Here is a 25,325-nt window from a genome sequence, read left to right on the forward strand (position 1 = left end):
CGGTGTGGCCAAAGGGATCATAACGTTGTTCGCCGCAGTCATTGCATGTTACTTGATGTTCCTGTATCCGCTTGGCGCTTCGTATCAGCAGCAGGCGCAGCTTGCTTATACGCTTGCCTATTCGTCCGTTACCGGATTTGTCGATGCCGTTCGTGACAAAGGATTTATTACGCCGACCATGATCAATGACCTGAACGCGCAGCTCTCGCAAAGCGGCTATGTATTCGATCTTGAGATAGAGCACGGTATCAAAAAATATAATCCTATCCATACGGATCCTGCGGATGCAGGAACCTTCCAAGCACGCTTCGAGGTGTATTATGATTTTTACTATACGGATGATTTGAACCGCGTCCTGTTCCCGGACACATCAGCACCGCTAACCGATCCGGACCGGGTCTATTATTTGAAGGCGGGAGATATTTTTCGCGTCGTCGTCAAAAATGTGAATGAAACCAATGCTGCCCTTGTTCGCAGCTTCCTGACCCGCACGCTTCCTGATGACATGGCGCGCATCTACATCCCGTACGGAGGAATGGTGCGGAATGAAGACTATTAATTCCAGTTATTTCATCGGTCTGGCGCTGTTTTTCATTGCCATTTTCTTTCCCGCGATGCTGCTGCAGGATTGGCGGATCGCAGACCAAGCTGGCGTTCTGGAGCTGACGCGCATGTATGACGGCGCTGTCCATGCTGCGGTGCAGGACGCGGCGTTTGCGCTTCACATAAATGAATATCAACAATATGAGGCGGGTTATGACTCGTTCAAACATTTCCGCGCCAATAAAGAACGGGCTTTGGAACAATTTTACGAGACGCTGTTCACGAATTTCGATGTGTCCGGGGATGGAGTTGGACAGCAGGTACTGCTCGGACATATTCCCGTTATCGCCGTGACGGATTATGACGGCTATTGGATTCATGCTTACGGTGAGATTCGCAACAGCGACGGCGAGCTGGAATCCAAGCCGTTGTGGCATGCTAAGAAGCCGTATGCTCATGCGGATGCGTTGGGGAACAGCGTGTCATTCACCCTGGATGATTACGTCCATGCGTTCGACGCGACAACAGATCGATGGTACGAGGGCAAGCGGGAGCGGGTCAATGAAGCAACGGGTCAGCGCATTCCGCTCCTGGCGGATGCCGGTCAGTTCGAGCAGGTGCGACGGACGACGATCGTGAACACGCTTCAGGCGGATCTGGCCCATTACATCAATTTTCACAATACGCATGCTCGCAAGCTGGGGATCACGTATACGTTTACACTTCCATTGGTCGGGCAGGAAGATTGGAACAATACGGTTGATGATATCGGGTTTATCGCATTTATTCAAGGGCTTCCGATGGGTGTGCACGACTATAACAACTTCGCCTTCGGCGGAGGACGTTTGGTCAAGCGTCCCGTCGTCTATGGAGCGATTCGGGACGGCATCCGTATTTATTACCGTTCCTGGTGCGGGGAGCGAGACGCCATCTTGAAGACCTTCACCAGCGAGAAGGAGGCTGCGGCACAAGGATACTTCCCGCGGCCGTGTCCGAACGGGCCCGTAACCGCCATATTAAATTAAATATTTGTAAAGCGGTTGCGCCGTTCGTACTATGCGTGATATCAATAAGGAATCAGACGGAGGTCTGGTCTTGCTGCCGATCCATATTCCTTATCGAGCGGAGCGGCAGCGTACCATGTCACCGAATCAGGAGGCAGCGATGTCAAGTCACGGACGGCTATGGGAAGTGTTTTGGACGGCGTTAAAATTGGGGCTCACCTCGTTCGGAGGTCCCGCTGCGCATATTGGTTATTTCCGGGATACGTATGTTGATAGACTGCGATGGGTTAGAGATGAGCAATTCGCGGATATGAACGCGTTGAGCCAACTGCTGCCCGGTCCTTCAAGCAGCCAATTAGGCATGGCGATAGGGACGAGGCGAGCCGGCTGGCTGGGCGGGATTGCGGCGTGGGCCGGCTTTACTCTCCCATCGGCCTGCCTATTGATATTATTCGCCTTCGGCATCGGCTGGCTGCCCGGGGAAGTTCCCGGCTGGCTGCAGGGGTTGAAGCTGGTGGCGATTCCGGTCATTATTCACGCCTTGCGAGGCATGTCGGCGCAGCTGACACCGGACCCGTTGCGCAAGACGATTGCGGTGGCCGCGTCCATCGGCGCATTAACAATACCCGGCACATACGGCCAGCTCGCGATCATTGGGCTGTCAGCTGCCGCAGGCTGGCTGATGCTGCGCAAGCCTTCCCAGCAACAGGCGCAAGCGGCGGGAAGCGGCGAACCGTCGGCTCTCGTGCTGCCGTCTGGCTTCTCGGTGACGATGCTGATCTTGTTCGGAGCCGGCTGTATCCTGCTTCCGTGGCTTGCGGCGGCTCAGCCGGGCCCGGCCACCAAGTTGGCGGACATGATGTTCCGCACCGGCTCGCTCGTGTTCGGGGGCGGTCATGTGATGCTTCCGCTGCTGGCGGAGGAGTTGAGCGGGAGCGGCATCATGGACGAGTCCGCCTTGCTGGCAGGATACGGAGCCGCACAGGCCGTTCCAGGCCCGCTGTTCACCTTCGCGGGCTTCGTCGGCGCCTCGCTGGCGCCGGGCTGGCTTGGTGCACTTTATGGCATCGTGGCGCTCGTCTTCATCTTCCTGCCCGGATATTTGCTTCTCGCGGCAGCGCTGCCCTTCGCCGAACGGCTACGGACATGGAACGGCGTAAGGGCCGCCCTTGGCGGGATCAATGCCGCCGTGGTCGGGCTCTTGCTGGCGGCGCTGTACCAGCCGGTATGGACGACTTCCGTACAGGGGCCGGCCCACTTTGTGATTGTCCTGATCGGCTCTCTGCTGCTGATGGCATGGAAGCTCCCGCCATGGTCGGTCGTGCTCGTGTCGGCCTTATGCGGCGCGGTCCTGCTATAGGTGCATCAAGGGACGGCAGCGGCCTGTATTTCCCGACCGGCTGCCGTCCCAGTATCGGCTTGCGAGGGCATGCGGTTGTCTCCTCTAAGTGAGGACGTGCCAGCCGGCATCACTGAATGCTTGTTCCCGCTTAGTCGCAGCTGCAGATGACGAGCAGGTAGCCGTCCCGAATGGTGACGGTTCCTTCCTCGGCGGCGAACTGGTTGCTGATCGCGAGCGATTGCCCGATATGCAGCGTGGCATCTACCAGAGGATAAGCGAAGCCCTTGAGCGTAATGCCGGTAACGGTCATGCTGAGCGGGAGCAGCGATATATAAGGGTAGGGCTGCTGCGGCAGAGTCAGCTCGGAATTGGTCAGCCGGATAATATTGTGGGCGTCAACGATTTGGCACTGGATGCCTTGGTCAAGTCCGACCCGCAGCAGATGGATATTGCCAAGCGTATGATCCAATCTTGTGCCGGTTGCGCCTAACAGCGTAATCTGGGCGGGCCTCCATGAGAGCGCCGTATGGAAGGCCAGCTCGGTGTCGGTGTAATCTTTGTCGATTGCGTCAAAATCTTGATAATGCTTGCTGCAGCTTCGTATTTGGTTCCGTTCGTCCTCTGTGACGGAATCGAAATCCCCAATCGCCACGTCCGGGCAGATTCCATGACTGGCCAATGCCAATGCGCCCCGATCTGCGCCGATAACGACATCCGCTTCATTGCATACGGAGAGCAGGGAGGCATCGAGCATGCCGCCGGCGCAAATAACGACATGCCGGGGGCGGGGAACAGGAGGGGCTATGTACATGACTATCCTTCCTTTATGAGACCTTCTCACGCGGAAAGTCCCGAATTATAGATGTGTGCGTTCTAAGTATATCCGATCGCCGCCCAGAGACCAATCCTTAACCCGCCTTCTTGGAACACGGGCTTGTTATTTCTTGTCGAGATAGGTATATTTACAGGTGAAGAGCCCCTAACCCACCTGAGGCTGAAAGGAGGTGTACCGCAGTGGTGAACGTATTGTTCGTCTGTCTCGGCAACATTTGCCGTTCACCGATGGCAGAGGCGATATTTCGACATGAAGTGAAGCAAGCGGGCCTGGAACACGCGATTACCGTCGATTCCGCAGGTACGGGAGATTGGCATATTGGCAAGCCGCCCCACCAAGGCACGCGAACGATACTGGATGAACGCCGCATTTCATATGAAGGCATGCTGGGTAGACAAGTAAGACCTGGAGATTTCAATGATTTTACATATATTGTATGCATGGACAGAAGCAATGAACAAAATGTATTGGCATGGGAAGGGGCGGAAGCAAGACAAGCTCAGGTGATGCGCTTTATGACGCTGCTTCCGGAGGAGCAGGCTGAAGACGTGCCTGATCCGTACTATACCGGCAATTTTGACGAAGTATACCGGCTGATTCAGGCAGGCTGCATCCAGCTGTTGGACAAGATCGTTCAGGAGCAGGGCCTGGATCATGGCAAATCGACAGAAAAGTAGTGACATACCCTACAGTATGCCACTACTTTTTTAGCTGTTCTTTTTTGACGATACAGACATAGGGGACTATTCAAGGAAAAAGCGGAGCGCGTCCGGGATATGCTGCTGCCAGAAGCCCCACTGATGCTGGCCGTCATGCTCGCTGTACTGGATATGGGCGCCTCTGTCCTCGAGAAGCTGCTTCGCTGACCGGTTCAAGGCAACAAAATCGAACACGCCCTGATCCGTCTTGAAAGCGGTCTCCTGCAGTCCGACGATCATGAACAAGTGCAGCCAGGACAAGTCCGTTTCTCGGGCAATCAGCTCTTGCGAGTAAGGATAGTACGCACCTGACAACGAGATGACCTGGCGGAAGCGTTCGGGATAGCGAAGCGCCAGATGAAGAGATACGGTGCCGCCCAGCGAGTCGCCCGCCAAGACGGTCTCGGTCCAGTCGGTCCGTACCGGATAATGCTGCTCGATGAAGGGAACAATCTCTTCGACGAACGCGCGGGTATATGATTCAAAACGTTCCCCGTCCGGGGAATATTCAGATGTACGTATTTTTTTGTCCACGTCTACGCCGACGATGATGAAGGGCTCCATATCCTCTTCAATAATGAGTTTGTTCGCATAGGTCGCGATGCGGCCGAAGTTGAAGAAATCTTCGCCATCCTGGCAGTAGACGACCGGATAGCTCAGCATCTCTTGATAGCCTGGCGGCAGGTAGACGCGAACATGTCGATCTGCGCTCAGCAGGCTGCTTGGAATGACATGCTTGTGGATCGTTCGTTTGAGAATGGATGAATCGGACATCATTTACACCGCCTTGTGCAAAATTTAGCTTTTATTGGTGAATAATATCTCTGATTGGCCAAAATGTACTTCTATCTAAAGGTAGTTTGAACTTGAAGTAGAAATGACAGCGATCCGCTCGTTGAGGAAACAGACATCACACCCCTTTTGGAAGGGGACCGCTTTGTGCTTAAGTTCACAATTTTGTAACAGCCTGTTATAGTCTAAAATTAGCCCTGTTATAACAACACTAAAACAAAATGTTCACTTTTTTCGCGTTTTCTTTTGACCAATTGAGTGAAACAGGTGTATAATCATTCTATAACAGCTAAACAAAATCTTCAAACTTTTATTGAGGTGAAAACAATGAGCAAGTATCCATTTGAAGTTCAGACGGAAGATGTTCAGCCATTGTCCGTCTTGTCTCCAGAAGGAGAAATCGTGAACCCGGATCTCATGCCGGAACTTACCGACGAACAATTGAAGGAAATCATGTACCGCATGGTGTTCACGCGGACATGGGACGAGCGTGCCATCAACTTGGGCCGCCAAGGCCGCCTCGGCTTCTATGCGCCGGTATCCGGTCAAGAAGCTTCTATGGTAGGCAGCGTATACCCGCTTGTGAAGGAAGACTTCGTTGTGCCGGCATATCGAGACATGCCGCAAATCGTATGGCATGGATTGCCATTGTACCAAGCATTCCTCTATTCCCGCGGACATCAGCATGGCGGGCAAATTCCGGAAGGCGTCAACGTATTGATGCCGCAAATCATCATCGGCGCGCAAATCCTGCACGCGATGGGAATTGCAAAAGGCTTCAAGCTGAAAAAACAACCGAACGTGGCCATTACGTACACTGGTGACGGTGGATCGTCCGAAGGCGACTTCTATGAAGGCCTTAACTTCGCGGGTGCGTACAGCCTGCCGGTTATTTTCTTTGTACAGAACAACGGTTATGCAATTACAACGCCGTTCACGAAGCAAACGGCAGCCAAATCGATCGCTCATAAAGCGGTAGCAGCGGGCATTCACGGCATGCAGGTTGACGGCATGGACGTGCTCGCAGTTATCAAGGCGGTTCAAATCGCGGCAGAACGCGGACGCAAGGGAGAAGGCGCAACGCTGATCGAGTCGTTGACGTACCGTTTCCGTCCTCACTCCATGGCCGACGATACGACCAAATACCGCACGAAAGACGAAGAAGCGGAATGGGCAATCAAAGATCCGATCGTACGCTTCGGCAAATATTTGGAGAAAAAGGGACTGTGGACCGAAGAAGATACAGCCCGCGTGAAAGATGAAGCGAAAGCGAAAGTGAACGAAGAAATCAAGCGTGCGGAAAAAACCGAAAAAATGACGGTTGCTGGTCTGATCGACAGTATGTTCGAGACGACGCCGAAATATTTGGAAGAGCAAAAAGCCGATTTTCAATAAATAGCAGAATGAATGAACCGGGTAGCAGAGAAGACATCCGGTTATCGATAGAAGTCAGCATCGCATGAGAATGCGAACCAGACCGAATCAGGCTGTGTGATAACGTAAGGAGGATACGATGCAATGGCACAAATGAATATGAAAGAAGCGATTCGCGACGCAATGCGCGTGGAATTGAAGCGGGATCCGAACGTGTTGGTATTTGGGGAAGACGTCGGCCATGTCGGCGGCGTGTTCCGTGCGACGGAAGGTCTGCAAAAAGAGTTTGGCGATGAGCGTGTCTTCGATACGCCGCTGGCAGAGTCCGCAATCGGCGGGATGGCTGTCGGTCTCGGCATCCAAGGCTTCCGCCCTATCGCGGAAATCCAGTTCGTCGGCTTCATCTATGAAGCTCTTGACCAAATCTGTGTTCAAGCAGCGCGCATGCGCTACCGCTCCGGCGGACGCTACAACGCGCCAATCGTATTCCGTACGCCGTTCGGCGGCGGGGTAAAAGCGGCAGAACTGCATACGGACTCGCTGGAAGGCTTGCTCGTACAGACGCCGGGCATTAAAGTAGTTATTCCTTCGAATCCATATGATGCGAAAGGATTGCTCATCTCGGCGATCCGCGACAATGACCCAGTGTTCTTCATGGAGCACTTGAACCTATACCATGCTTACCGCGAAGAGGTGCCTGAAGAAGACTATACTGTTCCGCTCGGCGAAGCAAAAATCGTCCGCGAAGGCAAGGACGTTACGATCATCGCTTACGGCTTGATGGTTCATACGGCGATGAAAGCGGCCGCTGAACTGGAGAAGGAAGGCATTCAAGCGGAAGTCATCGATCTGCGCTCGTTGGTTCCTTTGGATATCGATACAATCGTCGCTTCGATCAAGAAGACGAACCGCGCAATCATTGTTCAAGAGGCGCAAAAAACTTCCGGTGTCGCTGCAGAAGTTATTGCCCAAATCAATGAAAAGGCGATTCTTCATCTGGAAGCGCCAGTGCTGCGCATAACCGGTCCGGACACGGTATATCCGTTTGCCCAAATCGAGGACACTTGGCTGCCAACGCCTGCCCGCATCGTAGCTGGCGCCAAAAAAGTATTGGACTTCTAAGTTAGAACCGAACAGATTTGAAGGAGGTTGTTCTTGTGGCTAAATTTGAATATCGCTTCCCAGAGCTGGGGGAAGGGCTGCATGAAGGCGAAATTATTAAAATGCACATCAAACCGGGTGACAAGGTTACCGATGACGACATCATCATGGAAGTTCAAAATGATAAAGCTGTCGTTGAAGTGCCTTGTCCGGTAAACGGTACGGTGCTTGAAGTGCTGGCGAAGGATGGCCAAGTATGCCATATGGGCGAAGTCGTGGCTATCATCGACGCCGAAGGGGATATCCCGGAACAAGCGGAACCGGCCGAAGAGGCTAAGGAAGAACCGGCAGCAGCAGCACCTGCACCTGCAGCGGAAGCTCCAAAAGCGGAAGGAACTGCGGCAGCGCCTAACCATGAAGTGCTGGCTACGCCAAGCGTGCGCAAGCTGGCGCGCGAATTGGGCGTGAACATCGGCGAAGTTCCTCCAACCGGCAAGAACGGCAAAATTACGCGCGAAGATGTTGAAGCATTCGCCAATGGCGGAGCGCCTGTCGCGAAGGCAGAAGCGCCGCAAGCCGCTGCCGAAGCCAAAGCAGCACCTGCCGCTCCAGCAGCAGCTACAGGACGCGAAGCCGAAGAAGAGCGCGTGCCATTCAAGGGCATCCGCAAAGCCATCTCCAATGCGATGGTCAAATCGGCTTATACCGCGCCGCATGTTACCATCATGGACGAAGTGGACGTTGCGGAGCTGGTTGCATTCCGTACCCGCTTGAAGCCAATGATGGAGAAGAAAGGCACGAAAGTAACATACCTCCCGTTCATCGTCAAAGCGCTGGTTGCGGCTTGCCGTCAATTCCCGGCTATGAACGCGATGATCGACGAAGCGAACAACGAGATTGTGTACAAAAAGTACTACAACATTGGTATCGCTACAGATACAGACAACGGTCTGATCGTTCCGGTTATCAATGATGCGGATCGCCGCAGCATCTGGATGATCGCCGACAGCATCAAGGATCTGGCTGCCCGCGGACGCGAAGGCAAGCTTGGCCCGAACGAATTGAAAGGCAGCACGATCACGATTACGAACATCGGATCCGCAGGCGGCATGTTCTTCACTCCAATTATCAACTTCCCTGAAGTTGCGATTTTGGGTACCGGCCGCATTACGGAAAAGCCTGTCGTGAAGAACGGCGAAATCGTGGCAGCGCCAGTAATGGCCTTGTCTCTCAGCTTCGACCACCGTCTCATCGACGGCGCAACGGCACAAAACTTTATGAACTATATCAAGCAGCTGCTTGCTAATCCAGAGCTGCTTGTCATGGAGGTGTAACCGGACATGGTAGTAGGAGACGCATCTTTGAACATTGATACTCTGGTTATTGGAGCAGGCCCGGGCGGTTATGTAGCAGCGATTCGCGCTGCCCAACTCGGCCAAAGCGTGCTTATCGTAGATAAATCGACTGTCGGCGGCGTATGTCTGAACCGCGGCTGTATTCCTTCCAAAGCATTGATCAGCGCAGCGCATCAATATGAAGTGACTCAGCATGCTTCCGCTATCGGCATCACGGCTGAAAATGTAAAAGTTGACTTCAAAAAAGTGCAAGAATTCAAGGGCGGCGTCGTGAAGAAGCTGACCGGCGGCGTTGGCGCGCTGCTGAAGGCGAACAAAGTGCAAGTATTCAACGGCGAGTGCATGTTCATCAACGAAAATGAAGCGCGCGTATTCAACGACCAAGAAGCGCCGCGCTACAAATTCAAGAACTGCATCATCGCAACCGGCTCCCGTCCAATCGAATTGAAGGCTTTCCCGTTCGGCGGACGCATTCTGTCTTCGACGGAAGCTCTCGAGCTCCAAGACATTCCGAAGTCGATGATCGTCATCGGCGGCGGCTACATCGGCGCAGAGCTTGGCCAAATGTACTCCAAGTTCGGCACGAAAGTAACGATTATCGAGGGCGCAGATATGGTGCTGCCAGGCTTCGATAAAGATATGACGCAGCTTGTCGCGAAAAACATGAAGAAATCCAATGTGGAAATCTTCACGGGCGCGAAAGCGGAGAGCGCTACGCAAACGGATAAAGACGTTACCGTGAAGTTCACGGTCAAAGGCGAAACCAAAGAAGTTACTGCAGAATACCTGCTCGTAACGGTTGGCCGCCGTCCGAACACCGATGGCGAGCTTGGTCTCGATATGATCGGCGTCAAAATGACTGACCGCGGCCTGGTCGAAGTCGACCACCAAGGACGCACAAGCATTCCGCACATCTTCGCAATTGGCGATATCGTTGCCGGTCCAGCTCTGGCGCATAAAGCTTCTTACGAAGGCAAGGTTGCGGCGGAAGCCATCGCGGGCATGCCAAGTGTCGTTGACTACAAGTGCATCCCTGCCGTATGCTTCACTGATCCGGAATGTGCAAGCGTAGGCTTGTCTGAAGCGGAAGCGAAGGAAAAAGGCCACAACGTCAAAGCAGGCAAGTTCCCATATGCGGCGAACGGACGCGCACTGTCCCTCGGCGGCAACGCGGAAGGCTTCGTCAAAATCGTAGCTGACGCGGATACCGGCGTCGTGCTCGGTTCCCAAATCGTCGGCGCGGAAGCGTCCAACCTGATCGCGGAAATGGGCTTGGCTGTGGAAATGGCGGCAACGCTGGAAGACCTGTCGCTGACGATCCATGCTCACCCAACGCTTGGCGAAATCGTGATGGAAGCTGCGGAAGTCGTGCTTGGACATCCGATCCACACAGTAGCGAAGTAATGTTTTAATCATGCAGTACTCCTGCTCCAGGAGCGTTCTGTTATCTTTCTGTTACGGTTCTTTTCGATATTGATTTGCTTTGTGCCCTCGCAGCGTGATGCTGCGGGGGATCTTTTTATTATATGGCTGAATGCACTTCTCCTAGCTCCATAACTCGTTATTGACTAACCTTCTCCAACGTTGTAAATTAAATGTAAGCTCAATATAGTCATTAGTGAACAGAATGTAGCTTTGAATGAGGGAAGTACTCGGTTTCCTTATCGAACTGCATTCTTTTTGTTTTATAGAGGTAGTTCACGTGTATATTTGAGTTGGCGGGAACGAGTGAAAGAATAGGATGAAGCAATGGCCTTTAGCGAATAGTCATTAGAAGCCGTTACCGAAACTACTATTTATAGTAAAGCAGGTGCGGATATGGAGATAACGGAATTTAAGGAAGATCATCACGCCGTGTTCGTTGGCGGCGGAACATTAACGATTGGGCAGGTCGTTCAGGTTGCTCGCTTCGATGCGAAGGTGGAGCTGCGCGAAGAGAGCATCCGCAGCATGGAGAAGAGCAGGGCTTATGTGGAAACATTGCTGCGCGAGAAAAAAGTGGTGTACGGCTTGACAACCGGCTTCGGGAAGTTTTGCGATACGTATATTTCCGGCGAAGATGTCAAGGCGCTGCAGTTGAATCTCATCCGAAGCCATGCGTGCGGGATCGGTGGCCCGTTCTCGATCGAGATCGCGCGAGCGATTATGCTGCTGCGTGTCAATGCGCTTGCGCTTGGCTACTCCGGCATCCGTCCGGAAGTGGTCCAATTGATGGTCGGCATGCTGAATCAGGGGGTAACGCCTGTCATCCCGGAAAAAGGCTCGCTCGGCGCAAGCGGCGATTTGGCGCCGTTGTCCCATTTGGCGCTCGTGCTGGTCGGTGAGGGAGAAGCTTATTATCAGGGCAGACGAATGCCGGGCGGCCAGGCCATGCAGCTTGCCGGTCTCGTTCCCGTAACGCTGGAGGCGAAAGAGGGATTAGCCCTTATCAACGGGACGCAGGCGATGACGGCCGTAGGCGCGTTGGCCTGTTACGATGCCATGAATCTGGCGAACTGGGCCGATTGCACGCTTGCATTGACTTGTGAAGCGCTGTTCGCCGTCCGGGACGCCTTCGATCCGTTGACCCACCTCATTCGCCCGCATCAAGGACAGCGCCAATCCGCCGAAAATATAATCCGGCTAACCTCTGGAAGCAAGTTAATGACGAGTCAAGGGGAGCGGAGGGTGCAGGATGCCTATTCCTTGCGCTGCGCGCCGCAGGTCCATGGGGCAAGCCGGGATGCGTTGGCCTATATTGCCGGCAAGCTGGAAATTGAAATCAATTCGGCGACCGATAATCCTCTAATTTTTGTGGATGAGGGACGAGTGATCTCGGGCGGGAATTTCCATGGGCAGCCGATTGCGCTGGCGATGGACCATCTGTCCGTCAGCGCAGCGGAGCTGGCCAACATTGCCGAACGGCGGATCGAAAGGCTCGTCAACCCTCATTTGAATGAGCAGCTTCCGCCTTTTCTTACGAGTAATGGGGGGCTTGAATCCGGCTTCATGATTGCGCAGTACGCAGCCGCGTCCGTCGTGTCCGAGAATAAGGCGCTGGCTCATCCGGCAAGCGTCGATTCTATTCCATCTTCGGGCAATCAGGAGGATCATGTCAGCATGGGAACCATCGCCGCCCGAAAAGCGAAGCAGATCATTGAGAACGCTTACGCGGTGCTCGCCATTGAGCTGCTGTGCGGGGCGCAAGCGGCTGATTTCCGCGACCCGCGGGGGCTTGGGCTGGGGACGAAATGGCTCTATGACCAATGCCGCAGGCTTGTCCCGGCCGTGGAGACGGATCGCGTGCTTGCGGATGATTTTCACAAGGTGGCGGAGTGGATGAGGCAGACTGATGCCGCCGCGAGCATTGCGGATGTAATCAAGCTTCGTTAGGCGGACATGGTATCAAGGCTATACAGCACTGCTTTCTGTCTCGCTTTGGCTGTACTATGCTGTATCCCTGGCTGTATATCATTTTTTCAAAACATGGGATTGCTGTGCAAGAAAGGAGGTTGGCAATGAGTAACCGGGATGAAGGAAAGCGGTTCGACTGCGGCAATTATACGATGGGCAAGCTGACTTCGCTTTTGGTCATGCTGCATAACGAAGAAGCGGGCGCGGAAATTGAGGAGGAGATGAGAAAAAGAGGATACCGGTATACGATCGGCAAGGTCGGCGCGATGGAATTGGTCAAAGTCGTGACGGCGATTGAAACGAGCGCCAAAGCGAACAAGGTGATTGATCCGAACTCTTATCGGGAGGTTCATTCTTTATACCATGCCATCATCGAAGCGCTGCAGGGGATTGGAAGAGGGACGGTCCAATTCGGAGATATTTTGCGGACCGTAGGGCTAACCTTCTGCATTACGAGAGGGATAGTCGAAATATCAGGATATTCCGAGGAATGGTTAAACGTCTGCGTATACGGCACGATTGGCGCCCCTAAAAAAGGATTCGAGCACGATGTGCTCGGGTTCGGGTACAACCATATTTAAGGCAGCTCATCTTGCGATACTCCTTCATGTCATGCTGCTTTGCGCGCAAGCTGGGCTAGTGTCATACGCTCTTCTTTAGAGAGATGTTTTGAAAAGATGGAAAGCGGGCTTTGATATTGTTTGTCGAATCTATCACAAAGGAGTGGCTATTTGTGAAGCAACCTACCAAACGTATCATCAGGGCGGCACATGGAACGGAATTGACTGCGAAAGGCTGGCAGCAGGAGGCGGTCCTGCGGATGCTTATGAATAATCTGGATCCCGATGTGGCCGAGCGTCCGGAAGATCTGGTCGTATATGGCGGCATCGGCAAGGCGGCGCGGAACTGGGAATGCTTCGACAAAATCGTGGAATGTCTCACGAACCTGGAAGCGGATGAAACGCTGCTTGTGCAATCCGGCAAGCCGGTCGGCGTGTTCCGGACACACACGCACGCGCCGCGGGTTCTCATCTCCAATTCGGTTATCGTGCCTGCCTATGCCAATTGGGATACATTCCACGAGCTTGATAAGCAGGGACTGATGATGTACGGGCAAATGACGGCCGGAAGCTGGATTTATATCGGGACGCAGGGCATTTTGCAAGGAACGTATGAGACCTTCGCCGAGGCGGCCCGCCAGCATAATGGAGGCACCCTGAGAGGAACGCTGACGTTAACGGCGGGCCTCGGCGGCATGGGAGGAGCCCAGCCGCTCGCCGTCACGATGAACGACGGCGTCATGATTGGAGTGGAGGTCGATCCGTCCCGGATCCAGCGAAGAATCGATACGAAATACTGCGATATCATGGTTCACGATCTTGGTGAAGCGTTGAAGCTGGCGGCTGATGCGCAGGCGGAGGGAAGAGCCCTCTCGATCGGCCTGGTGGGCAATGCGGCGGAGGTGTTCCCGGAAATGGCGCGGCGGGGGATCAGACCCGATTTCGTCACGGATCAGACGTCGGCCCATGATCCGCTTAACGGCTATGTTCCGGCAGGCTATTCACTGGAAGCGGCTGCCGAACTGCGTGCGGCCGATCCGGCGCAATATGTGAAGCTGTCCAAAAAATCGATGGCCGCCCATGTCCAGGCGATGCTCGATCTTCAGAAAATGGGAGCGATTGTATTCGATTACGGCAATAATATCCGCCAAGTGGCCTTCGATGAAGGGGTGACTGAAGCATTTCAATTCCCTGGCTTCGTTCCGGCTTATATTCGCCCCCTCTTCTGCGAGGGGAAGGGGCCGTTCCGCTGGGCGGCGCTGTCCGGCAATCCGGATGATATTTATAAGACGGATGAGCTTGTATTGAAGCTGTTCCCGCAAAATACCCATCTGTGCAACTGGATCAAGATGGCCAGGGAGAAGGTCGCGTTCCAGGGCCTGCCTGCGCGCATTTGCTGGTTGGGCTATGGGGAACGGGCCATGATGGGCTTGGCTATCAACGAGATGGTGCGCAATGGAGATATTTCTGCCCCGATCGTCATTGGCCGCGATCATCTGGACTGCGGATCCGTCGCATCGCCTAACCGGGAGACGGAGTCCATGAAGGACGGCAGCGATGTGGTCGCCGACTGGGCGATATTGAACGCGCTGGTGAATACGGCTTCGGGTGCGAGCTGGGTGTCTGTCCACCACGGCGGCGGCGTAGGCATGGGATATTCCCTGCATGCGGGCATGGTCATCGTCGCAGATGGTTCAGCAGAAGCGGATGAGAAGCTGTCCCGCGTCTTGAATACAGACCCGGGCATGGGCATTATCCGTCATGCCGACGCCGGTTATGATCTTGCGATTAAGACGGCGAAGAATTGCGGAGTCCGCGTGCCGATGCTTGGCATATAACAATGATGCGCAGCAAGACCGGCCGGGCTTGCTGCCTTCGAGAGGGGGAGCCTTATGGAACATAATCGAATTGATCTGTTGATTCATAACATTGGAACGCTTATCACGATGCAAGGGAGCCGGGGGCCGCGCACAGGCCGTGAAATGTCAGAGGTGGGGGCCGTGCGCAAGGGAGCTGTAGCGATCCGGGACGGACTTATCGTGGCGGCCGGACCGGAAGACGAAGTGATGGCGGACATCGGCGGATTGGCAATAGAGCGCAAGCATGATGCCCAAGGCTTGCTGGTTACGCCGGGGCTTATCGACCCGCACACCCACCTCGTTCACGGCGGCTCGCGCGAGCATGAGCTGGCATTGAAGCTGAAGGGCATGTCCTATTTGGAAATATTAGCTCAGGGCGGCGGGATTCTGAGCACCGTTCGAGCCACGCGTCAGGCAACGGAAGAGGAACTGTATGCGAAGGCGAAAGCGAGCCTGGATATAATGCTTTCCTTCGGCGTGACGACGGCGGAGGCGAAGAGCGGCTACGGGCTGACGCTGGAGGACGAGTTGAAGCAGCTTCGGGTCGCTCACCGATTGAACCGGGAGCATCCCGTTGATTTGGTATCCACCTTTATGGGAGCCCATGTCGTGCCGGAAGAATATAAAGGCCGATCCGGAGAATTTGTGCGGCTGGTCATCGAGCAGATGCTGCCGGAGGTGAAGCGGCAAGGGCTGGCCGAATTTTGCGATGTATTCTGTGAGCACGGCGTATTTTCTGTGGACGAATCGGAGCAAATCCTGCTTGCCGCCAAGGAATTGGGCTTCGGCCTCAAAATTCATGCGGATGAAATCGAGCCAATCGGAGGCGCTCAATTGGCCGGCAAGCTGGGCTGCATTTCGGCCGAACATCTGATTGCGGCTTCGGATGAAGGCTTGGAGGCGATGCGGCAGGCCGGCGTCGTGGCAGTCTGTCTCCCTGCCACTTCCTTCAATCTGCGGCTGACGCATCACGCCCGGGCGCGCAACATGATCGAGATGGGGCTCGCGGTAGCCCTGTCCACGGACTATAATCCGGGAAGCTCGCCTACGGAAGCGCTCCAGCTTGTCATGACCTTGGGCTGTCTGAACTTGGGCATGACCCCTGAGGAAGTATTGACGGCCGTGACCATCAATGCGGCTCATGCCATCGGGAGAGCGGATACCGTAGGGAGCATAGAAGCCGGCAAGCAGGCGGACCTCGTTATTTTCAAGGCGGATAATCTGGCCTACTTGCCGTATCATTTCGGAATCAATCATGTTCATACTGTATTCAAACGCGGGAACGTGGTCATGTCTACAGGCTATCGATGATATCCCCGGCGCTCAGCGAGCCGGGGGAGGGTCGGCTTGCGGCGGCGCGGTCGCCGGCAAGTCCGTGAAGATAGACGCCGAGGGCCGCGGCAAGCCCGGCGTCCCAGTCTTGCGCGAGCAGGCCGGCGATCAGGCCTGCCAGCGCGTCGCCCGCACCTCCCGTAGCCATCCCCGGGTTACCGGACGGGTTCACGTACACGTCCCCGGCGGGGGTGGCGGTTACGGTGCGGGCGCCCTTCAGCACGAGCATCACGCCGTGCTGCACGGCATAGCGGCGCGCCAGGCCGATGCGGTCGCGCTGCACTTCGCGCGTGGTGAGGCCCGTCAAGCGCGCCATCTCGCCCGGATGCGGCGTGAGGATCGCGGTGCTGTCACGCTGCGGCCATGCTCCGAGGCCGCCCGCATCCGCGATCATGTTGAGCGCATCCGCATCGACGACGAGCGGGCATGGCGCGCCCGTCCAGATCTCGCGCAGCCATGTGGCGTCGCCGGCGAAGCGGCCCATTCCCGGGCCGATGGCCAGCGCCTTCTTGCCGGCAGCCAGCCGTAGCACCGCCTCGGGCGGTACAGCCGTCCAGTCGCCGCGTCCGTCGTCGGGCATGCCGTGCAGCATGACTTCCGGGAGCCGCCCGATCATCGGGTCCAGCAGCCGTTCCGGCAGCGCCCAACTCACCAGACCGGCCCCGGAGCGGAGCGCCGCGGCGGCAGCCAGCAGCCCGGCGCCGCTATATTGGCGGGTACCGGCCGCGACCAGCACATGGCCGTACGTGCCTTTATGCGTATCCGCCTTGCGCGCCAGCGGAAGCTTCAGCCCGAAGCGCCGCAGGAACAGCTCCTCATTCGTCCATAAGGTCCGAATGCCCTCCCTGTCCGCCAGATCAGCCGGGATGCCGATGGAACGGACGACGACGCGACCTGCCCGTTCCGCACCCGGATATTGCGTCAGCCCGCGCTTGAGAAAGGCGAGGGCCACGGTCATATCCGCGTCAATGCAAGGATCATTCACTTCCCCCGTATCCGCATCCAAGCCGCTCGGAATATCGATGGCGACTATCGGCAGTCCGCTGGCGTTCGCTTCTCGGATTAGCGAGGCGTACGGATTGCGTGGAGCTCCCGCCGTTCCTGTGCCTAGGAGCGCATCGACAACCCCCGCATATCCCTCCCACTGGATGCTGCCCGTCCCATAGACGGAAGCGGCGATGCCCATCCTGGCGGCAATATCCCGCTGGATCGCGGCGTCGGATGTCAGCTTCTCCGGATCCGCCGCATACAGAAGTTCGGCTTCCACGCCCAGCTCCCGTAGATGCCGTGCGGCGACCATGCCGTCGCCGCCGTTGTTGCCTTTCCCGACCAGGATAAGCCATGGCTTGTTCGCTTCTAGATCGCTCAGCTCGGACGATAGCTTGGCAACCTCCTCCGCAACGGCTCTGCCCGCGTTTTCCATAAGCACTGCTGCGGGAATGCCGATGGTATGAATGGTATACTCATCAAGAGTGCGCATTTCTGCTGAAGTTACGATATACATGAACCTCACCTTTTCTCTTTCCCTCGAAAGCATTTTCTTCCATTATATCATTTCAGCGTCGTGTTCATTGTTTCCCATACCTCCATTATCCCTTTGTTTTCACTATCTTGATCATCTCCTAAAGCGAGGCTTGAGTTCGTGAACGGATTGCCCACGATATGAGGGGATGGTACACTATGAAGGATACACATCAGTACGGTAGAAAGAGAGTGGTTGAAATGAAGTCATATCTGGCGTTATTGCAGGACATTTTGGAGCACGGGGTGAAGAAGGAGGATCGGACCGGAACAGGCACCTTGTCCGTGTTCGGGCGTCAGCTTCGCTTCGATCTGGCTGAAGGGTTTCCGCTTGTGACGACGAAGCGGCTCCATCTGAAATCAATCGTGCATGAGCTGCTCTGGTTTTTGAGCGGGGATACGAATATTCGTTATTTGAAGGAAAACGGCGTCCGCATCTGGGACGAATGGGCGGATGAGAATGGCGATCTGGGACCGGTATACGGATCGCAGTGGCGCGCTTGGGAGACCAAGGACGGACGCATGATCGACCAGATTGCGAATGTGATCGAGCAGATTAAGACGAACCCGGATTCGCGCCGATTGCTCGTCTCCGCCTGGAATGTCGGCGAGGTCGATCAGATGAAGCTGCCGCCATGCCATTATTCATTCCAATTTTATGTCGCTGGCGGCAAGCTAAGCTGTCTGCTCAACATGCGATCGGTCGATACATTCCTCGGACTCCCGTTCAATATCGCCAGCTATACGCTGCTCACTCATATGGTGGCTCAGCAATGCGGCCTGGAGGTCGGAGAATTCATCTGGAGCGGCGGCGACGTTCATATTTATTCGAACCATATGGAGCAGGTGAAGACCCAGTTGGAGCGCGAGCCGCTTCCGCTTCCGAAGCTCGTCATCAAGCGCAAGCCGGATTCCATTTTTGATTACCGGTTCGACGATTTCGAATTTGTGGATTATCAGCATCATCCGACGATTAAGGCGCCGGTTGCTGTCTAAGTTCCTGCTTGCATGTCAGGGATGGCTAAGATGGACAGGTAGGTTTAGAAGGACAGCCGTTTAAATTTTACTATTAAATTATAGAAAGAAAGGAGGCGCACCTCTATGCCGATAACGATGATTTGGGCGATGGACAAGCACCGTCTCATTGGCAAGGACAACGGAATGCCATGGCGGCTGCCGAGCGATATGGCTTATTTCAAGGCGGTGACGCAGGGGAAGACGGTCGTCATGGGGCGCAAGACGTATGAATCGCTGGGGAAGGCGCTGCCGGACCGGCGCAATATTGTACTGACCCGCAACCCGGACTGGACTGTGCCCGATGCGGAGGTAATGCATCACATCGAGTCCGTGCTGCCGCTGGCGGCGGATGAAGAAATTATGGTGATGGGCGGCGCCCAAATTTACCGCGGGTTCCTTCCTTATGCGGACAAGCTGCTGGTGACGCGGATTGAGGCTGAATTCGAGGGCGACGAGTATTTTCCGCCGTATGACGAGTCGGCTTGGGAGCTGGCGGGGGAAGCCAACGGACCGGTCGACGAGAGGAACCGGTATCCGCACCGCTTCCAGACCTATGTCCGGAAGGAAGCGTGACGGGAGACCAGTCCCGCACACGGGCAGTGAGCCATTTCCATATGTATTGAAATGCAAATCATTCGTGATAGACTCCATATGTTCCGGGACATCGTTTAAGGTACGATCATTGGCACACACATGCCGGAACGTCCGATGTCCGGACATGTCATCAATCGGCACAATTGCGAACAGGCTTCGTGATTGCTACGCGAACGGATGGAGGAATCAGCATGTCAACGCCGACCGGATTTATGGAATATTCTCGACAAATACAAGCCGAACGGGACCCGGCTGAACGGGTGCTGGATTGGAAGGAATTCCATCTTCACCTGACCGAAGAGGAGATGCGGACCCAGGCATCCCGCTGCATGGATTGCGGCACGCCCTATTGCCATACGGGGATGGAGCTGGCTTCCGGCACCTCCGGCTGCCCGGTGAACAATCTGATTCCGGAATGGAATCATCTGGTGTACCGCGGGCTGTGGCGGGAAGCGCTCGAACGGCTCCATGCCACGAATAACTTCCCCGAGTTCACGGGAAGAGTGTGTCCGGCACCCTGTGAAGGATCGTGTACCGTCGGTCTTATCGGCGAGCCGGTCACGATCAAGTCGATCGAGGAAGAGATCATCGAACGCGGCTTCCGTGAAGGCTGGGTGACGGCGAAGCCTCCGGTACGCCGGACAGGCAAGCGGGTCGCGGTCGTCGGATCGGGACCGGCGGGACTGGCGTGCGCGGATCAGCTCAATCAGGCCGGGCATTCCGTCACGGTATACGAGCGCGACGATCGCATCGGCGGTCTGCTTACGTACGGCATTCCGACGATGAAGCTCGACAAGGAAGTGGTGGAGCGGCGGGTGCGGCTGCTCGCCGAGGAAGGGATCCGCTTCGTGACGAATATCGAGATCGGAACCGATATTCCGGCGCGCGAACTGGTCGATCAGTATGATGCCGTCGTGCTGTGCGCCGGGGCGACGAAGCCGCGCGAGTTCTTCATCGAGGGCAGCGAACTGGAAGGCATCCACTATGCGATGGACTATTTGAACGGAACAATTAAGAGCTATTTGAACTCCGGCCTGGAGGACGGCAGCTACGTGTCGGCAGCAGGCAAGGATGTCATCGTCATCGGCGGCGGGGATACGGGGACCGACTGCGTAGCGACCGCGCTGCGCCACGGCTGCCGCAGCATCACGCAATTCGGCACGCGTCCGCAGGCGCCAGCCGTGCGCGACGAGGCGTCCAATCCTTGGCCGCAGTTCCCGAATGTGTATACGCTCGATTATGCGCACGAGGAAGCGAAGGCGTTGTACGGACGCGATCCACGTGAATTTTCCATCATGACGACGCGCTTCGTGGGCGACGAGGAAGGGCGCGTGAAGGAGCTGCACACGGTTCAAATTGAGCGGATCGTCGACGAGCAGGGCCGGAAGACGTATCGGCCGATTACAGGAACGGAGCGGGTCTATCCGGCGCAGCTTGTTATCATTGCGGTCGGCTTCAACGGCCCGGAGGCAATGCTCATCGATCAGCTTGAGCTTGATACCGATCGCCATACCAATGTGAAGGCGGTCAAGGGCAAATATGGGACGAAGCTTAGCAATGTATTTGCCGCCGGAGATATGCGGCGCGGACAGAGTCTGGTCGTCTGGGCCATTCACGAAGGACGGGAAGCCGCCCGCGAAGTTGATACGTATCTCGCGAATCACTTGTCATCCTGCCCGGAATGAGGAATAATAAATAGAAGAGAACGCCGCAAGAAGCTGCGCTATCCATAGCGCGGCTTTCTGTCGTTCGCCAGAGAGACGGGGGGAGCAGATGAAGACGCTGATTATTGCGGAGAAGCCGGATATGGGACGGAATATCGCTGCCGCCATAGAACCGAAAGCGAAAAATCACCGTTCCTATCTGGAAGGGGAGACGTACATCATTACGTGGGCGATCGGTCATTTGGTCGGACTCGCCGAGCCGGAAGCCTATGATATGAAGTATAAGAAATGGAGCATTAACGACCTTCCGATTATTCCCGGCGACTTCAAGCTGATCGCTTATCGCAAGACGAAGGATCAACTGAAGGTCATTGCCGAGCTGGCCAAGCGCTGCAATCTGCTGGTCAACGCTTGCGACGCCGGAAGGGAAGGACAATATATCTTTTCACTCATCCAGCGTTATTTGAAATTAAAGCATCCGGTGAAGCGGCTCTGGATATCCGATCTGACGCCGGAGACGATTCGGCGGGGCTTCGCCGAACTGAAGGACGGCTCGGAATATGACAATCTGACCAGAGCAGCGAGCGCCCGCAGCGAGGCGGATTGGCTGATTGGCATGAACGGGTCGCGCGCGTTCACGACGAAGCATAACGTGCTGCTGTCCGTAGGCAGAGTGCAGACGCCTGTCTTGGCGTTGATCTACGAACGGCATAAGCAGATTGAAGCCTTTACTTCTTTGACTTATTTCGAGGTAGAAGGCCATTTCTCGCAGGGGGAAGGAACATACCAGGGGCTGTGGCAGGGCGATCGGATCACCGACCGGGCGCAAGCTGAGGCCTTGGCTGCGAAGGTGCAGGGGAAGCCGGGACGGATCGCTTCCTATCAGGCGAAGGAGACGAAGGAATATCCTTTGCGGCTGTATGATCTGACCCTGCTGCAGCGGGAGGCGAATAGCCGCTACTCGTTCTCGGCGAAGAAAACGTTGGATATCGCCCAGTCGCTGTACGAGAAGCATAAGGTCATCTCCTATCCGCGGACGAATTCGAACTATGTGACGGAGCAGAACATTCCGGAGATGCACAGGGCGTTGTCCGTGCTCCAGGGCACGACATATGACGAGTGGGTGAAGGGCGCGAACCGGGCTCTCGTTCATAAAGGGAACAAGTACATATGCAATCCGGCCAAGGTGGAGGATCACCATGCGATTCTGCCGACCCAGCGGAAGGCATCGGGCCTGTCTCCCGATGAACAGAAGCTGTACGATCTTATCGTGCGCCGCTTCCTGTCCCAGTTCTATCCGGCTGCGGAATACAAGGTCCATACGGTGATGACGGAGGTCGAGCAAGAGACATTCAAAACCTCGGTCAAGGAGCTGCTCCACATTGGCTGGAAAGCCATTTATGCCGATATGAAGAAGGAGAAGCCCAAGTCCGGAAGAGGGAAGCGCAAGGGTGAGGAGGAAGCGGAAGAGATCGAGGTCGAGGAGCCATTCCGGGTGAATCCGAACGAGGCGGTGCATTGCGTCCAAGCCATCGTCAAGGACAAGGAAACCCAACCGCCCAAGCCATATACGGAGGGGACGCTCCTTAAGGCGATGGAGAGCGCGGGCAAGCAGATTGAAGACGAGCAGCTGCGCGATGCGATGAAGGATTCCGGCTTGGGCACACCAGCTACTCGCGCCGCCACGATCGAGCGTCTCAAAAAAGTGGGTTATATCGAGATGAAGGGCAAGACGATTCAGGTGACGCAAAAAGGCCGCACGGCAGTCGAGCTTATCCGGGGAGCTGGCATTGATCTGCTTACCTCGCCGGAGATGACTGGGCAATGGGAGCGCCGGTTGACGGAAATATCCCGGGGCGCGGCTTCCGACCTGCAGTTTATGGAAAATGTCAAAAAATTCGCAACGATGATTGTAGACAAGGTGAGGCTGCAGGCGCGGGCGGCGAAGACCTCCTTCGAGAGCGCCGAGCCGAAGCAGGGGGGGTCGCGCCGGCACAAGGGCGCGGCCGGACAAGCGTCCGCCGCGGCGGAACCTGCGCAGGGCAATTCGGCAGCGGCCGGGAGCCGGCCATCTCCGCAGCGAAGAGCAGCGGCTAAGGCGGCGGAGCCGCAGCGGAGCGAGGGGCCGGCCATCGTCGGGACTTGTCCGCGCGCCGGCTGCGGAGGCATGATTTTTATGGGGCGCAAAGGGTATGGTTGCTCGAATTACAAGCAGGGCTGCGGCTTCGTCATCTGGAAGGAGAGCTTCGGCCGCAAGCTAAGCGACACGCAGGTGAAGGCGCTGATCGACAAGGGCAAGACCGCGAAGATGAAGCTGATCCTGCCGGACGGCTCCGAGACGCAAGCCCGGATTGTCCTGGCGAGCGCGGAGACCGGGGAGTTAGCGACAGAAGCATAGCCTGGGGTGCCAGGTGCCATGCGCTGGCAGGACGAGGGGATGTCATGCCGGTCCAGGGGCAACGTTATGCCAACTATAACAGAAGGCCGGCTCTGGGGAGCCGGCCTGTCATATTACCGCAGAGTCAATATCCAGTTGTGAATGACGCGAGGCACGTCGGTTAGCTGCTCGATCGTCTCGAAGGCGCCATTCGGTTCGGCATCGATGTCGACGATGTTAAATGCCCATTCGTTCGCCTGCTTCAAGTAGATCGCATTCAGGCCGGACAGAAGAGCGGGAATCACGTCAGTACGCAGCGAATTGCCGATCATCCAGGTGCTCTCCGTCGGGAAGCCCTGTTCCCGCACGATGGAGGACAATGCGTCCGCTGTCTTGTGCCGGCGGATGAATATCCGCTCTCCGAAGTAGTCCGACAGCTTCATTTGCTCAATTTTGCGCTCTTGTATGACAGGTTCCCCGCCGGTATACAGGAAGAGCTCATGTCCGTCATCCCGCAGCCGGTCGAGCGTATCGATCATGCCGGGATAAGGCTCGATCTCGAACTCGTAGACGCTCATTCCGAGCTTCCAGAGCAGTTCGGACTCGTCGGCGGACGGGGTGCGGCCGGTCAGTGTGCAGAAGTGCTCGTACGTTTGGATGAACGAGCGCGGGAAGTGTTCGCTATGAAAGCCGTTGTCCTGCACGCCGGCAATATCGATGCGGACCTGCACGGCGCGAATGTCCTCGGCCGGCAGCTTCCACGGGGCGAACCACGTCATCATCGAATCAAGAAATTGTTGAATGACGATGTCAAAATATTTGTTGCAATGGACGAGCGTATCGTCCAGATCGAATAATATTGTCTGTCTCGGCATTACGGTCATGCCGAATCACCTCCTTAACGCTATCAGAGCCGCAACAGCGCAAGAGGCTGCAATCAGGCTTGCTGTCATGAATGTATGTAGGCTTCGAGAAAAGCGGATAAATCGGCCAGCCCTTCTGGCCGCAGCGAGATGCGCTGCACTTTGCCGTTCCAGTACGTCCGGATATAGCCCGCGGAGCGGAGGACCGCCAGATGATGCTTGAGCGCTCCCGTCGACAGCGGAATGTACTCCTGGATTTCCTCGAACGTATACGGCTTCTGGCCGACCAGCCGCAAGATGCGCAGCCGCTTCTCGTCGGCCAAGGCTTCGGTCATGCGGCGCAGGTTGTGCGACGGGACCATCAGATCCGGTTCCGGCTTGTCCACCGCGTACAGGATGAGAATCCGGCTACGGAACGTACAGTTATTATTAATTGGGCGATAGTGCCACATCGGGGCAAGAATCACTTCGTGAAGCGACTCGTGCTCCGGAATGACGACGCCGTTCGTGGCCAGCTCGATGAGATCCTGCGGCTTTATTTTGTCCAATAACCGCCGTTTCTCTTCCGCGTCGTGCAGAAGGATTGGTTCCCAATCCGGAAGCGAGTGACGGATATAGTGTTCATACCAGAATCGGAGCGCCGGAACATACAGCTCCAGGCAGCGTTCCAGCCGGAAGGAGGCCAGGCGCAGGCCGTTCTCCAGTCCGACTCGGTCCCATTCGGCCGGAGTCAACTGCTCCAGATTCTCGAGATAGGATGGAATATCGTTATGATTCCGCTCCAGCGCCAGCGCGTAGAGCATGTCGAAGTCGCTTAACGAATGCTTCCGGATCTTCTCGCTGTATGCATTCCACTGCGGAGGGAGCTGCTGCTCGATGCTGCGCGCCCATTCCATTCCGTTCTCTACGTTGCGGATCCACTTGCGGTGAACGAACAACATAAAGCTTCCAATAAGTTCATATACCGATGAGTAGTCGATACGAACATGGTAGGTCATGCCTTACGGAGCCCCCTTGGATAACATTGCGTTACTCTATCATTATGAATGTCAATCGTCTGTGAAAATGTCACTTTAACTGTGCTATGAAAATGTCACTTGT

21 protein-coding genes are annotated in these 25,325 nt (G+C 55.7%); 16 read left to right on the forward strand and 5 right to left on the reverse strand.

The window, feature by feature from the left end; all coding sequences use genetic code 11:
- Window positions 1-4 precede the first annotated feature (4 nt).
- The 3 genes from DQX05_RS09965 (at window position 5) to chrA (ending at window position 2,907) form a co-directional block, all read left to right on the forward strand.
- Window positions 5-559: a hypothetical protein gene (locus tag DQX05_RS09965; protein WP_119793127.1), complete on the forward strand. Its 555-nt coding sequence runs from the start codon at window positions 5-7 to the stop codon at window positions 557-559.
- Window positions 546-1,568 carry a hypothetical protein gene (locus tag DQX05_RS09970; RefSeq protein WP_119793129.1) on the forward strand — a complete coding sequence of 341 codons (1,023 nt, stop codon included), beginning with the start codon at window positions 546-548 and terminating at the stop codon, window positions 1,566-1,568. Before DQX05_RS09965 ends, DQX05_RS09970 begins: the two co-directional genes overlap by 14 nt.
- A gap of 70 nt (window positions 1,569-1,638) precedes the next feature.
- A complete protein-coding gene (chrA, locus tag DQX05_RS09975; RefSeq protein ID WP_259391887.1) occupies window positions 1,639-2,907 on the forward strand; it encodes a chromate efflux transporter in 1,269 nt (422 codons plus the stop codon).
- Window positions 2,908-3,037: 130 nt separating this feature from the next.
- Here chrA and DQX05_RS09980 read toward each other — a convergent pair whose 3' ends face one another.
- Complete coding sequence (locus DQX05_RS09980; RefSeq protein WP_119793131.1) at window positions 3,038-3,700, reverse strand: thiamine diphosphokinase; 663 nt, start codon at window positions 3,698-3,700, stop codon at window positions 3,038-3,040.
- Window positions 3,701-3,903: 203 nt separating this feature from the next.
- Here DQX05_RS09980 and DQX05_RS09985 point away from each other — a divergent pair, with 203 nt between their 5' ends.
- Complete coding sequence (locus tag DQX05_RS09985) at window positions 3,904-4,401, forward strand: low molecular weight protein-tyrosine-phosphatase (RefSeq protein ID WP_119793133.1); 498 nt, start codon at window positions 3,904-3,906, stop codon at window positions 4,399-4,401.
- 66 nt (window positions 4,402-4,467) lie between these two features.
- On the opposite strand, the gene DQX05_RS09990 is transcribed toward DQX05_RS09985, so the two are convergent.
- Window positions 4,468-5,196 carry an alpha/beta hydrolase gene (locus DQX05_RS09990; RefSeq protein ID WP_119793135.1) on the reverse strand — a complete coding sequence of 243 codons (729 nt, stop codon included), beginning with the start codon at window positions 5,194-5,196 and terminating at the stop codon, window positions 4,468-4,470.
- Between the two features lie 345 nt (window positions 5,197-5,541).
- Between DQX05_RS09990 and pdhA the strand changes: the two genes are divergently transcribed.
- From pdhA to hutI, 8 genes are all read left to right on the forward strand, one after another.
- A complete protein-coding gene (pdhA, locus tag DQX05_RS09995) occupies window positions 5,542-6,609 on the forward strand; it encodes a pyruvate dehydrogenase (acetyl-transferring) E1 component subunit alpha (protein WP_119793137.1) in 1,068 nt (355 codons plus the stop codon).
- 123 nt (window positions 6,610-6,732) lie between these two features.
- Entirely contained in the window at window positions 6,733-7,710 is a 978-nt protein-coding gene (locus tag DQX05_RS10000; protein ID WP_119793139.1) for an alpha-ketoacid dehydrogenase subunit beta, read from the forward strand.
- Window positions 7,711-7,745: 35 nt separating this feature from the next.
- Entirely contained in the window at window positions 7,746-9,023 is a 1,278-nt protein-coding gene (locus DQX05_RS10005; RefSeq protein ID WP_119793141.1) for a dihydrolipoamide acetyltransferase family protein, read from the forward strand.
- A gap of 6 nt (window positions 9,024-9,029) precedes the next feature.
- Window positions 9,030-10,448 (forward strand): dihydrolipoyl dehydrogenase, encoded by a 1,419-nt coding sequence (gene lpdA / locus DQX05_RS10010; protein ID WP_119793142.1) that lies wholly within the window; start codon window positions 9,030-9,032, stop codon window positions 10,446-10,448.
- Between the two features lie 414 nt (window positions 10,449-10,862).
- A complete protein-coding gene (gene hutH, locus DQX05_RS10015) occupies window positions 10,863-12,416 on the forward strand; it encodes a histidine ammonia-lyase (protein ID WP_119793144.1) in 1,554 nt (517 codons plus the stop codon).
- 125 nt (window positions 12,417-12,541) lie between these two features.
- Entirely contained in the window at window positions 12,542-13,018 is a 477-nt protein-coding gene (gene hutP, locus DQX05_RS10020; protein ID WP_119793146.1) for a hut operon transcriptional regulator HutP, read from the forward strand.
- Between the two features lie 152 nt (window positions 13,019-13,170).
- Window positions 13,171-14,835 carry a urocanate hydratase gene (gene hutU / locus DQX05_RS10025; RefSeq protein WP_119793148.1) on the forward strand — a complete coding sequence of 555 codons (1,665 nt, stop codon included), beginning with the start codon at window positions 13,171-13,173 and terminating at the stop codon, window positions 14,833-14,835.
- Between the two features lie 54 nt (window positions 14,836-14,889).
- The gene (hutI, locus tag DQX05_RS10030) at window positions 14,890-16,167 is read left to right on the forward strand and encodes an imidazolonepropionase (protein WP_119793150.1); all 1,278 of its coding nucleotides are present in this window, start codon (window positions 14,890-14,892) and stop codon (window positions 16,165-16,167) included.
- Here the strand turns inward: hutI and DQX05_RS10035 are convergent.
- Window positions 16,151-17,692: an NAD(P)H-hydrate dehydratase gene (locus tag DQX05_RS10035; protein WP_119793156.1), complete on the reverse strand. Its 1,542-nt coding sequence runs from the start codon at window positions 17,690-17,692 to the stop codon at window positions 16,151-16,153. The two genes, hutI and DQX05_RS10035, sit on opposite strands and share 17 nt — an antisense overlap.
- Window positions 17,693-17,910: 218 nt before the next feature.
- Between DQX05_RS10035 and thyA the strand changes: the two genes are divergently transcribed.
- From thyA to DQX05_RS10055, 4 genes are all read left to right on the forward strand, one after another.
- Window positions 17,911-18,705, forward strand: a complete 795-nt coding sequence (gene thyA / locus DQX05_RS10040; protein ID WP_119793158.1) for a thymidylate synthase — start codon at window positions 17,911-17,913, stop codon at window positions 18,703-18,705.
- A gap of 105 nt (window positions 18,706-18,810) precedes the next feature.
- Window positions 18,811-19,299 carry a dihydrofolate reductase gene (locus tag DQX05_RS10045; RefSeq protein ID WP_119793160.1) on the forward strand — a complete coding sequence of 163 codons (489 nt, stop codon included), beginning with the start codon at window positions 18,811-18,813 and terminating at the stop codon, window positions 19,297-19,299.
- A gap of 212 nt (window positions 19,300-19,511) precedes the next feature.
- Complete coding sequence (locus DQX05_RS10050) at window positions 19,512-21,005, forward strand: glutamate synthase subunit beta (protein ID WP_119793161.1); 1,494 nt, start codon at window positions 19,512-19,514, stop codon at window positions 21,003-21,005.
- Window positions 21,006-21,093: 88 nt separating this feature from the next.
- Window positions 21,094-23,382, forward strand: a complete 2,289-nt coding sequence (locus tag DQX05_RS10055; protein ID WP_119793163.1) for a type IA DNA topoisomerase — start codon at window positions 21,094-21,096, stop codon at window positions 23,380-23,382.
- 113 nt (window positions 23,383-23,495) lie between these two features.
- Here the strand turns inward: DQX05_RS10055 and DQX05_RS10060 are convergent, their stop codons facing one another.
- Complete coding sequence (locus tag DQX05_RS10060) at window positions 23,496-24,245, reverse strand: HAD family hydrolase (RefSeq protein ID WP_119793165.1); 750 nt, start codon at window positions 24,243-24,245, stop codon at window positions 23,496-23,498.
- Between the two features lie 65 nt (window positions 24,246-24,310).
- Window positions 24,311-25,222 carry an ArsR/SmtB family transcription factor gene (locus tag DQX05_RS10065; RefSeq protein ID WP_119793166.1) on the reverse strand — a complete coding sequence of 304 codons (912 nt, stop codon included), beginning with the start codon at window positions 25,220-25,222 and terminating at the stop codon, window positions 24,311-24,313.
- Between the last annotated feature and the right edge of the window lie 103 nt (window positions 25,223-25,325).

It is taken from the genome of Paenibacillus thiaminolyticus, from assembly GCF_003591545.1.
GTDB lineage: Bacteria > Bacillota > Bacilli > Paenibacillales > Paenibacillaceae > Paenibacillus_B > Paenibacillus_B thiaminolyticus_A.